At 32.6% G+C, this 11,868-nt stretch carries 10 protein-coding genes, 1 rRNA gene and 1 pseudogene; 5 read left to right on the top strand and 7 right to left on the bottom strand.

Features of this window, described 5'->3' with window-relative positions:
• Positions 1-7: 7 nt before the first annotated feature.
• Entirely contained in the window at positions 8-826 is an 819-nt protein-coding gene (locus B0A65_RS04710; protein WP_074662345.1) for a sugar phosphate isomerase/epimerase family protein, read from the bottom strand.
• Between the two features lie 8 nt (positions 827-834).
• A complete protein-coding gene (locus B0A65_RS04705) occupies positions 835-1,698 on the bottom strand; it encodes a phytanoyl-CoA dioxygenase family protein (protein WP_074662348.1) in 864 nt (287 codons plus the stop codon).
• 149 nt (positions 1,699-1,847) lie between these two features.
• Here B0A65_RS04705 and B0A65_RS04700 point away from each other — a divergent pair, with 149 nt between their 5' ends.
• Positions 1,848-2,723 carry an AraC family transcriptional regulator gene (locus B0A65_RS04700; protein WP_074662350.1) on the top strand — a complete coding sequence of 292 codons (876 nt, stop codon included), beginning with the start codon at positions 1,848-1,850 and terminating at the stop codon, positions 2,721-2,723.
• Positions 2,724-2,734: 11 nt separating this feature from the next.
• On the opposite strand, the gene xylE is transcribed toward B0A65_RS04700, so the two are convergent.
• The gene (xylE, locus tag B0A65_RS04695) at positions 2,735-4,156 is read right to left on the bottom strand and encodes a D-xylose transporter XylE (protein ID WP_074662353.1); all 1,422 of its coding nucleotides are present in this window, start codon (positions 4,154-4,156) and stop codon (positions 2,735-2,737) included.
• 108 nt (positions 4,157-4,264) lie between these two features.
• Entirely contained in the window at positions 4,265-6,007 is a 1,743-nt protein-coding gene (locus B0A65_RS04690) for a glycoside hydrolase family 43 protein (RefSeq protein ID WP_074662356.1), read from the bottom strand.
• Positions 6,008-7,092: 1,085 nt separating this feature from the next.
• Between B0A65_RS04690 and B0A65_RS23475 the strand changes: the two are divergent.
• Positions 7,093-7,644: pseudogene (locus B0A65_RS23475) on the top strand (DUF1016 N-terminal domain-containing protein); the annotation flags it as partial.
• Between the two features lie 18 nt (positions 7,645-7,662).
• Complete coding sequence (locus tag B0A65_RS23470) at positions 7,663-8,238, top strand: DUF1016 domain-containing protein (RefSeq protein WP_262490017.1); 576 nt, start codon at positions 7,663-7,665, stop codon at positions 8,236-8,238.
• Positions 8,239-8,464: 226 nt separating this feature from the next.
• Here B0A65_RS23470 and B0A65_RS23465 read toward each other — a convergent pair whose 3' ends face one another.
• Both B0A65_RS23465 and B0A65_RS23460 read right to left on the bottom strand, forming a co-directional pair.
• Complete coding sequence (locus tag B0A65_RS23465) at positions 8,465-9,004, bottom strand: DUF1016 domain-containing protein (RefSeq protein ID WP_262490016.1); 540 nt, start codon at positions 9,002-9,004, stop codon at positions 8,465-8,467.
• Between the two features lie 57 nt (positions 9,005-9,061).
• Complete coding sequence (locus B0A65_RS23460) at positions 9,062-9,487, bottom strand: DUF1016 N-terminal domain-containing protein (protein WP_242670232.1); 426 nt, start codon at positions 9,485-9,487, stop codon at positions 9,062-9,064.
• Positions 9,488-9,698: 211 nt separating this feature from the next.
• Between B0A65_RS23460 and B0A65_RS04675 the strand changes: the two genes are divergently transcribed.
• Together B0A65_RS04675 and B0A65_RS04670 are read left to right on the top strand one after the other, a co-directional pair.
• Positions 9,699-10,856: an IS3 family transposase gene (locus B0A65_RS04675; RefSeq protein ID WP_074662358.1), complete on the top strand. Its 1,158-nt coding sequence runs from the start codon at positions 9,699-9,701 to the stop codon at positions 10,854-10,856.
• 30 nt (positions 10,857-10,886) lie between these two features.
• Positions 10,887-11,495 carry a transposase gene (locus tag B0A65_RS04670; protein ID WP_074662361.1) on the top strand — a complete coding sequence of 203 codons (609 nt, stop codon included), beginning with the start codon at positions 10,887-10,889 and terminating at the stop codon, positions 11,493-11,495.
• A 104-nt stretch (positions 11,496-11,599) separates the two neighbouring features.
• Here B0A65_RS04670 and rrf read toward each other — a convergent pair.
• Positions 11,600-11,709: ribosomal RNA gene (gene rrf, locus B0A65_RS04665) — 5S ribosomal RNA — on the bottom strand.
• Between the last annotated feature and the right edge of the window lie 159 nt (positions 11,710-11,868).

The raw sequence follows: 11,868 nt of genomic DNA, 5'->3' as shown, positions 1-11,868 counted from the left end.
TTTAAATTTAATCGGCATATCTCTTTTTTAAAAACTGCATCATTTTGTGGTTAATGTCCCACTGACTTGCCACAGGCTGATTCGTATAGGGTAAAACGGGCATATACGGCACAGGACCAAACTCTGTTGTAATACTCATTTTAGAACCATTATCTTTTTTTCTTTTGATGACTGCGTCCCACCAAAAAAGATGTTTTTCTAAAGCCTCGTTCCATTCGGGTGCAAAAGGATCAGAAACCTGAACCGCTTCTGTATGTCCAATTCTTGCATGTATATGTTCTGTTCTCAATATCGCGAGATCCATGGCCTGTTGTTGGTCTTCGAGATATGATTCTGCTACATTTACCCAGTGCGAAGCGTCTAATGTTATTTTCAATTCCGGGTTTTCCTTCAAATAAACCGCTGTTATGTGCGCTGCAAACGAAAATTTATTTCTGTGGGTTTCATGATAAATTGAAATTCCTGTTTTTAATTCGTTTTGTTTAGCGGCTTCAATAATTTTCTCATTTTGTTCTTTGCTAAAAAAATCTTTTCCGGTCTGCGAATTAATACAATAAAAATCTAATCCTGAAACTTTTTCCAACCATTTCTGATAATTTTCTAAATGTTCTTCAAAATTGGCATTTTGTGTGTCAAAATGCTGTCCGATCATGATTAAATTATATTCTTTGGCCGTTTGCAAAATTTCTTTTATTTTATTTCTGGTAACTTCTTTATTAATTGCCCATTCAACACCATCAAAACCAGCATTTTTTACTTTTATAAAGAAATCCTCCCATTTTAAATCCTCATTTCCCCAGCGCGGGCAAAAAAAATTAATATTCATACATTGTTTTATAGAGTTGATTTTATTTTTAAAACTTCCGGCCTTAAAAAAGGTTTATTCAAATCAACAATCATTTTATACGAATACGGATCAGTTCCTGCGACCATAACAATATCTCGTAAATCATCAGATGCAGGCAGCCTGCCATCCTGATCCCACGGAAGCATTGATTCGGCACTCATATAATGATTTACCAAAGCGGTTCTAAAATTACTTTCAGTTTTATTTCTAAGTGAACTGTGTAACGTATATCCGTTAAAGAAAACAACAGAACCTTTTTTTACTTCTACCGGAATAATCTGATCTTCAGAATATTTTGAAACATCAACCGTGTCAACGTCGGCAAAATTTTCATTGGTATTTTTTATTCTTGGCATGATATAACCTTCTTTGTGCGATCCGGGAATAATCCAAAGACAGCCATTTTCTATAGTTGCATCGTCAATGGCAATCCATGCACCAACTAAAGATTTATCTCTAGTTGGAATATAAAATTCATCCTGATGCCATGATTGTCCCGCTTTTCCAGGTGCTTTTACAAACAACATAGATTGCATGCATTTTACATTCTCACTAACTAAATTCTGAAGAACGTCTACAATTTTATTATGTTTCAAATATGAAAATATAACTTCTGAAATTTTATGCGGAAAATGAATTGCTACATATTTTTTTAAGATATCATCATCATTTTCAGTTTCTGATGGTTCGATTAAACCTTTGATAAAACCACGATTTCCTTTAAAGATTTCTTTGCTTTCATTTTTGAGTGTTTCCACTTCAAGATCAGTAAGCAGATTTGATACTATGAGGTAACCGTTTTTGTCATAAAACTCACGTTGCTCTTTTATATTTAGATTAGATTCTGTCATTTTTGGGTTATTAGTTTTATTAATAAATCATTAACATTGCAAATAAAAAGAGATTTTCACGAACAAACTGCTCCAGAATTGTTTAGTTTATAAACTATTTTAATATTTTTGATTATCTTCGTAAATAATTGTAATAAAATTTCTATGTTATGAAACCACATGTACAAAAATTACCATTATCGCAAAATAATTCGTTTGTTGCCAGAACGTACTGCACACCCAACTTTGAGGTAACCTGGCATCAGCATATTGAAAATGAACTGATTTTGTTTACGCAAGGCGAAGGTTTGGGCTTTATCGGTAATGATGTAAGTGAGTTTAAAACGGGCGATGTTTATTTCATTGGACCTAATGTTCCGCACACTTTCCAAAAAAGAGATAAAAACATGATAACCAGCGCAATAGTTATTCAATTTAAAGAAGACTTTTGGGGAACTGATTTTTTAAACTTACCTGAAAACCTGGAGATAAAACAACTTATTGCTACTTCTCAATTAGGTTTGAAGATTAACGAAAAGCATAAATTAAAGCTCGGAAAGTTAATTACAAAGATGCAAGATGCTTCTTCACACAAACGTATTTTATTACTCTATAAATGTCTGGCAATCCTAACAAAGAAAAATTGTTATACTAAATTAACCGAACAGCAGATTGCGTTTCATAATATTAAAGAAAAGATCAGGATTGAAAAGATCTTTAATTATAGTATTCAGAACTTTCAGAATGAGATTAAGATTAAAGATATTGCTGATCTCGCCGGAATGACCGAACCTGCATTTTGCAATTATTTTAAGAAAAGTACCAAAAAATCGTATGTGAATTTTTTAAATGAAATTAGAATCGGACATGTATGTAATCTTCTGTTGGAAACAAATCTTGCTGTGTCTGATATTTGCTACGACAGTGGTTTCCAGACGATTGCCAATTTCAATAAACACTTTTTAAAACTTAAAAAAATGACCCCTTCAAAGTATAGAATTCTATACAAAAAGGAGTCTTATTTTGAAATTCCGGATATTGCTTAATCTGTAATTGTTTATTTCCTTTTATCCCATAAATTTTCCATTTCTTCGAGAGTTTTTCCTTTGGTTTCGGGAATAAATTTCCATACAAAAAACAACGCCAGAATTCCCATAAAACCATATATCCAATAGGCAAAGCCATGGTTGAATTGCTGTACTAAATAACTATTTTTATCCATTACTGGAAAAGACCAGGAAACCAGATAATTTGAAATCCACTGCATGGCAACTGCCGCTGCCATTGCTTTTCCTCTGATCTTATTTGGAAACATTTCAGAAAGTAAAACCCAGGTTACAGGTCCCCAGGACATTGCAAAACCGGCTACATAAACTAGCATGCATAACAAAGCAACAATTCCCACAGAATGACTAAAGAATGACAAACCAAGCGCAAACATTGCTGCAGCCATTGCCAATGCCCCAATAATCATTAAGGGTTTTCTGCCTACTTTGTCAACGGTTTGAATAGCTACAACTGTAAATAATAAATTTACGGCGCCGACAATAATAGTCTGCAATAAAGCGCTGTCGGTTCCGGATCCCATTGTTTTGAATATTTCAGGTGCATAATATAAAACGACGTTTATGCCCACAAACTGCTGAAAAAAAGAAAGCAGTAAACCAAAAATAATAACCGCTGAACCATAAGAAAATAGTTTTCCGGAATGATCTACAAGCGTACTTTTGATTTCTCCTAAAATTCTATTGGCTTCTTCAGGATTGTTTATTTTCTGTAAAACCGCAAGCGCTTCCTCAGGTTTCGACTGTAACATTAAAGATCGTGGTGTATCCGGAACAAAGAATAATAATCCTAAGAAAAGAACTGCCGGAACAATTTCAGAAGCAAACATAAATCTCCAGCCTATCGAATCTAACCAATTACTATCTCCTTGTTTTGCAATAAAATAATTGACAAAATAAACGACAAGCATCCCAAAGATAATCGCAAACTGATTCATTGAAACCAATTTACCTCTGCTTGCTGCGGGTGCAATTTCAGCAATATATAAAGGCGAAAGCATAGAAGCCAATCCAACCCCAATTCCACCAATTGTTCTATAAAACATAAAAAAGTTTATAAAAGTATGATCACCGGTTCCAACTGTTTTAATGAATAACTCTGGCGCAGCCGAACCGATTGAAGAAATTAAAAATAAAACGGCTGCAAGCACTAATCCTTTTTTTCTGCCTAGTTTTTTACTTATAAATCCGCTGAAAAGTCCTCCAATTATACAACCTATTAAGGCACTGGAAACCACAAATCCTAAACGTGAACTTGCAGCAGTTTCATCTAAGCCAAAAGGAAGTACGAAAAATTTTTCTAGTGATCCGACTGCACCCGAAATAACAGCAGTGTGATAGCCAAAAAGAAAACCACCAAAAGTGGCAATAATAGTCAATTGTAACAAATACCGGTAATTTGCAGTTTTATCCATTTTTTAATTATAAAATTTTGAATCTTTTATTTTTTTAGCGCAATGTATAATTATTTAATACATTTAAAAGTTATTCTTTGAATTCTTTTTTTACTACATTATTACAGATTACTCTTTTGTAATAAAATGATTACCGGAAGCGTACATCCCTAAATAGGTTCCTACAAAACCTCCGGCAAATTTGGTGCTTAAAATTGTAGTGTCACTATTTTTTAGGAGAACAATCCAGGAATCATTTTCTTTTTCTTTATAATAAAAATTGAATAAACCCGCCTTCCCTTCAATTCTAAACAAAACCGAATCTGAGTTTTCTTTCAAAACTTTTTTAGCGATTATTTCCCCTTTTCCGTTATTTATTATTTTGGAAACCCGTTCTACAAAAACTTCTTGTTTCCCTGAATCATTGAGACGTTTTCCTAAAATAAAATAACTTTTTTCGTTTTGAAAAGCTACTAAACCAGTCGCTTCAGATTTGTTTTTAAGTTTAAAATCCACTTTAGTTGAAACATCAAAATTCAGATGCTGCTGTCTTCTTCCAATAAAAGAAAAATTAGTTTCAGTTTGAATTGATTCTTTTCTCGCTTCTATTAGTAATTTCCCTTTTTGCAGTGAATACCATTTTTCAGAAGTCGTTCGAATAAAATTCCATTTAAAATCTAATTTATATTTACTGAAATCATCCTGCCAAATAAAATTTCCATTCATTGGCGGAATGTTTTCTTTTGATGAAGGAAGATTCGGCTTTTTCAATTGAAATGGAATTGGTTCTTTACCTCCTATAATTTCCGGCCAGCCTTCTTTCCATTTTACAGGAAGCATAAAAGTTTCTCTTCCGGTATTATAAAGATCGTCACCATAAGGTCTGCAGCCTAAAAATACTGACCACCAATCGCCATTTGGTAACTCAACAAAATCGGCATGACCCGTTGTTGTTACAGGATTTTCTCTTGTTTTGTCTAAATCTTTTTGGGTTAAGATTGGGTTATTTGGAAAACTAATGTAAGGACCAAAAATATTTTTACTTCTAAAAACTACTTCAGAATGATTGTATTCTGTTCCGCCTTGCGCACAAATCATAAAGTAAAATCCGTCTTTTTTAATAATATGCGGACCCTCAATCCAAACTGGTTTTTGAGACATATCTGTTCCTCCATTTACAACCAATTTTGATTCCCCGAAAGTTTTAGATTTTTCAAGATCAAATTCCATCATGTAAATGGCTCTATGACCTTCATGAACTGAAATATTATGTGGCGGCGGACCATTATGAGTGATGTATACTTTACCATCGTCATCAAAAAAAATGTCCGGATCAATTCCTTCAATTTCAGGGAGCCAAATCGGATTTGACCATGGCCCAGTCGGATTTTTTGCTGTTACCAAAAAATTTCCACCGGCATCAACATTCGTACAGACTAGATAAAAAATTCCTTTGTTGTATCTGATAGTTGGTGCATAAAGTCCTTTTGAAACGGCAAGCTTAAGATCCAGTTGTTCTGAGCGATCAATGACATGACCAATCTGTTTCCAATTGACCATATCTGTACTTTCAAAAATTGGCAATCCTGGAAAATAAGAGAAAGAGGAATTTACCAGATAGAATTTATCACCGACCCTGCAAATACTTGGATCTGGATAAAATCCTGCCAAAATCGGATTTAAATATTTTTCTTTATCAGAAGAAAGTTTTTTATAAATATCGTCGTTACCTTCATAACGAAACCAATCAAAAGCAGCAATGTTTTCTTCTTTATCATGCTTTCTATTTTCTGAAATTTTAATGCAGTTACTTAGTAACAGGATTGAAAAGCAAGCTATTATTTTCTTTAATAAATGATATATTTTTTGCATTCTAAAACTTTTAGTGTTTTAAAATCAAACCTATGGATTCGTTTTTTAAGAGTCTGGTACTTTCTTGTCAGAATTGAATACTATCTAATCCTTAATAATTCCTGTGCTTCTATTGATCAGCTACCAGAATATCTTCTTGGATGTATTCGATCAGCATAATTTATTTTATGGTCGCAAAATTATTTCGAACATTATTTTTAAGCAATAACTTGCTCTGAAGTAGTTAAGTCAAAGTGTTCGACTGTCGAACACCTTTAGTACTTTTTTAAAGTATATTTCGTACTTAAAAAATTATTTTTTATTCAACCCATTAAAAATCTGATATAAAATTATGCACTCTTAATGATTTTAAAAATCACTAAAAATCTAAAAAAACCTTTAATTTCAAGGCTTATCACGATATTCTTTTAAGCCATCGAAGAACATTAATATAGGAATAAGGTGTTCGATTGTAATCCCGTCAAGTCCACATCTCGCACTCATAACCGTTGTAAAATTTATGTCCTATAAGTCTCTAAATTTTTTATAAAATAGATTACATAAGAAAACATTATTTTATTTTAGGTGCAAAATAGGTGCATTCAGACCCAGGACCAAATTAAAACCCTGTGAAACAAATATTTAAGAGTTTAAGTTCGAAACATTACTAACTACTAGCAGAAAGAAAATTTCATACTAGAATACCGCTACTAAAAAAAAACTCTTTCGATTAAAGTTTTTACTTCAGCTAGCAAATAATATATCAGTAACTATCAATTGCTAAGAAGAGAGGCAAACTTAATTGTCGTGACACTGTCACGACAAAATTCATTATCTGTAGACAGATCTATATATTACATAATTCAAAGATTGTTTTCTTCGAGGTTCTTCCGATATCTATCTTCTAATTGTGCCGACAATGTCGGCACAATTTATTTTTTGTACTCTTCAGTAGTAGCTGAGAGTGTTTTTTTTCACGACGTAACAAAATTAATTTACCATAGCAACTAGGCATCGGTAAGAGCAAAAAAATCAGTGATTGGTTATATCAAAAATATCTACAACACTTCCAAAAGAAATTCTGCTCTTGAATAAAAACAGCACAAATGCGTAAAAAACAGATTTTTAACAAAACAATCTACTACTTTCATTTCGTAGCAACCCATTTGATTTTATCTGTTTTTATTACTTTTTTGTATGTTTGCAAACTACAACTAACTTCCTTACTTAAAAAAAAAATGCTTCAAAACCAATCCATAATTCCTGATATAAAGGCAATAATTGCGACATCAAAAGAGAGTGCAATTAGAGCAGTTGATAACGAAAGAACCAGAATGTACTGGTCTATTGGGAAACGTATTTTTGAGGAAGAACAGCAGGGAAAAGAAAGAGCTGATTATGGAACTTACTTAATTAGATTTCTTGCAGAACAATTACAGCCCGAGTATGGCAGTGGATTTTCTTACCGTCAATTAAACTGGTATCGTTAATTTTACAGGACTTTTCCAATTGTGTCCGCACTGCGGACACAATTGAGCTGGACACAATACAAGTTCTTATTATCAATTGATACTCAAGAAAAAAGAGAGTTCTATATTGCTGAAAGTGTAAAAAACAATTGGACATCACGTCAATTGGAACGTCAAATAAACAGCAGTTTATATGAACGCCTCTTAATGAGCAGTGATAAAGAAAGTGTCCTGGCAGTTGCTAAAAATGAAAATTTGCCTTCAGATGCCCGGGAGATTATCAAAGACCCGATGTATTTGGAATTCTTAGGTTTAAAACGTGAAGCTTCTTATTATGAAAAAGATCTTGAACAGGCCATTATAACGCATCTTCAGGAGTTTTTATTGGAAATAGGAAATGGCTTTTCTTTTGTTGCAAGACAAAAAAGAATTCATATTGATGGAGATGAGTTTTTTGTAGATCTGGTATTTTATAATAGATTACTTCAATGCTTTGTTTTGATAGAAATCAAAACACATAAGCTTACTCACCAGGATATTGGTCAGTTGCAGATGTATGTCAACTATTATGACCGAATCGAGAAAAATGAGAATGAAAACCCTACAATTGGAATATTGCTCTGCGCTAATAAAAATGACGGTGTAGTTAAATTCACATTACCTGAAAGCAACAAAAGTATTATTGCAAGCCAGTATCATTTATATCTTCCAACCGAGCAGCAATTACTGGAAGAAGTCAACAAAGAATTGGCAAATTTTCAAGAGGACAGAAAGGAAATATAAGAAAGAAATTGACATTTAATTTTTTTGGCAGAATCGTGGCACTTCCCTTTTACAAAAGTAAAAATCCAGTATTGACAGGTTCAATCGACCTAGGGTTCGAATATTCAAAGGTCATATTGTAAAAATAATTTACTGCAGTTTTTTAAATTTTAAAAAAACTATTTAATAAATTAATTGTCCTTTAATTTAAATTGTGTTCACAGTGCGGACATAATTGGATCTGAAATTATTCAGACAGGTATTTTCTTTCTATTTTTTCCTTTGCTTCTGTCAATAATGAATGAATTTTTTCTTCAAACTGTTTTTTCGGTGGCAAATCGGTCCAGTATTCAGCAACTATTATCCCGTCTTTATGCATTTCAAGTAATTCTATCTGTTCACGGCTACTTTCGGCGCAGAGTATTAATCCAATTGGAGTATTTTCACCTTCTTGCTTTTCATACTTGTCTAACCATCGTAAATAAAGCTCCATTTGTCCTTTGTGTTTAGCTTGGAACTTCCCTAACTTCAATTCAATTGCTACTAGTCGTTTTAATTTACGATGATAGAACAGTAAATCTAAATTAAAATCTTCACCATCTATTATCATTCTTTTTTGACGTTCCACAAATGTAAATCCCTTCCCAAGCTCAAGAATGAATTTTTCTAATTCATACAATATTGCCTGCTCTAAATCCTTTTCTAAATAAGCATTCCCTAAATTTAGAAAATCCAATAAATAAGGATCCTTGAAACTATATTTTAAATTATAATCAGAAGCAGGTATTTGTACATTTGCTATTGTTGTACGTTCAAAAGTTTTCTTTTCTATTTGTTTTCGAAGCTACCTTACACTCATAAGTTGGTTGCTTACTTGATTTGCATAAAATATCATAGCGTCATGATTTTTTATGGGCAATAATTCAATGAAATGTGACCAACTTAATTTTTGAGAAAGTGCTATCACCATTTGTTTATCTGAAAATTGCTCTGCAAAACGAAGCATTCTTCTTAAGTTTTTTTCAGTAAAACTTCTACCATATTTAGTTTCCAATTGTGCCGACAGTGTCGGCACAATTTGTTTTCCGTATTCAGCGCGCTTATTTTGAAGTATAGTTTCATTAATTCTAAAACCAATTTGCCAAAAAAGCAATGTTAAAGAACTATTGTTTTGAACGATAACTTGCTGTTGAGTTTGCTCAACAAGTTGAGATAATTCAGTAAGTAAATCAATTTCAATAAATGTTATATTATTTTCTTTATCCGCCATCACATAATTATTAATAATAAGTCTCGTAAAATGTATCTTACAAAAACAAAAATACTAAAAGTAAGTTCACACAGTTATAAATATATGTATCAAACTTTCTTTTAGGATTAACACAAACGTTTTAAACTTAAAATAAATTACGTCCGTAGTGCGGACGCAATTATATTATCAAAAATCAACAAAAAACAATATCACTTAATTTTCAAATAAGATGGCAGAAATACAACGACGTCACACATCTGACTTTAAAATGAAGGCAGTTCTGCTGAGTTATGAAAGAAGAAATGTTCTTGACACAGCCAACGAACTTGAAATATCACCAAAATTGCTTTCTAAATGGAGGTCAATTTATCGAAAATATAAAGAGGGTAGTTTTCCTGGCTTAGGTAAAAAAAGAATTTATTATGAGGATTTAAAGATTTTTGAATCAGAAAAGAAACTTGCAGAATCGCAATTAAGATTAGTGATACTTAGAGAAGTTATAAAATTAAAACCTCAGAGCAAACAAGAGCTGTACAATTTTATCCATCAAAACAAAAATAAATACCCCATTGGTATAATGTGTCAGGTTTTAGGGGTTTCTACTTCAATGTATAATTTAAGGATGCAGTATCCTCTCTCAAAAAGAGAAATACAGGTCAGCCTATACAAAGATGCAATAACTTCTGTCTTTTATGAATTTAAACAATACCGTGGTTGTGTCTTAATCGCCAGAGAGATTTGCAAAAGAGGAATACATATATCAGAAGATCAGGTTACATTTTTTATGAAGCAGCTTGGTCTTAAACGTAAAGTTAAAAAGAAGTACAAAGTTACCACAGATTCAAAGCATACGTTATATATTTCGCCAAATATACTTAACAGGCAGTTTACGACAGATAAACCTTCAAAGGTTTGGGTTTCCGACATCACCTATCTACAGATCGAAAAACGTTTTTTATACCTTACCGTCATAATAGACTTATATGACCGGAAAATAGTGGGCTGGAACCTTAGCTCTTTGCTTTCAACTACTACAACCATTCTTCCTGCCTGGAATATGGCTATAAGCAATCGCAAAATACAAGAAGGTTTAATATTCCACTCTGATCGCGGAACACAGTATGCGAACAAACTCTTTACCAGTACTCTTAGTCAACATAAGTGTGTACAAAGTATGAGCGGAAAGGGAAATAGCATCGATAACGCTGTTTCTGAAAGCTTTTTTAAATCATTAAAAAGAGAATTAATATACAGTCAGAAAACATTATTAACTCCAAAAGAGATGAGAGCGGAGATATTTGACTATATAGAAAACTGGTACAACAAAAAAAGGAGACACTCAGCACTTAAATATAAAACAATCGAAGAGTTCAATGCAGAAATATAATGCCAAAAAATAAAATCGTCAATTACATTTATGAAACTAAATAAAAAAGAATACCACCCTGATTTCAAACTAAAAGTTGTCAAGCTAAGTTTTGAAAAAGTTAAACTAGTACACATCGCACGAAAATTCAACATAACATACAACACGTTGTGGAACTGGCGAAAAAACTATATTATACACGGCGAAGAAAATTTCTCTGTTCTAGAAAAAACAAAATTAACTTCCCAGGAAAAAAAAATATATGATCTTGAAATAAAAACTAGAGAGTTAGATACTGAATTTAAAATTATTAAAGAAGCAGCAGATTACCTTCAAAAAGGACCACCTTTTATATTTGAATATATAGCTAAAAATGAACAAAATTATTCAAGTTATATGATGTGTAAAATTCTTGAGGTAAACTTTGGAAGCTACAACAACTGGAAAAATGAATTTGTTTCTGAAAGACAAAAATGGAAAATGATGGTCAAGGAAGAAATAGTATCGATATTTATATTATCTCAAAAACGTTATGGATCTAAACGCATAAGCGTAGAACTTCAAAGATCAGGATACCAATTATCTGCTGATACAGTGCGTAGATATATGCGCGAATTAAATCTGCATGTTGCAGTAAAAAAGTATAAAATCAAAACTTGAAAATGTTTGCCTTCACTGCCCCCCGATAGCTATCGGGGGTTCCACATAACTGCCTGTTTTGTAAAACAAAAAACCCTGTTTCGTTAGAAACAGGGTTTTTAAAAGAAAGGCGACGACATACTCTCCCACATAACTGCAGTACCATCTGCGCAGGCGGGCTTAACTACTCTGTTCGGGATGGGAAGAGGTGAGCCCCGCCGCAATAACCACCTTAAGGTCGTTGTTACTTTAGGTAACTTTTTTAATTAATAATTGATAATTCACAATTCATAATTAAAAATAATATCTTAACATACTGAGATAAAGAAAAGTAAGATTTATTTAGAAAGTTTCTTCCTCCCGATTGCTCGGGAGGAAAAGGGTGTACATAAGC

It is taken from the genome of Flavobacterium frigidimaris, from assembly GCF_002217275.1.
In the GTDB taxonomy this organism is placed as follows: Bacteria; Bacteroidota; Bacteroidia; order Flavobacteriales; family Flavobacteriaceae; genus Flavobacterium; species Flavobacterium aquidurense.
The sequence above is the reverse complement of the archived record's forward strand: the minus strand, read 5'-3'. Positions and strand labels throughout refer to the sequence as shown.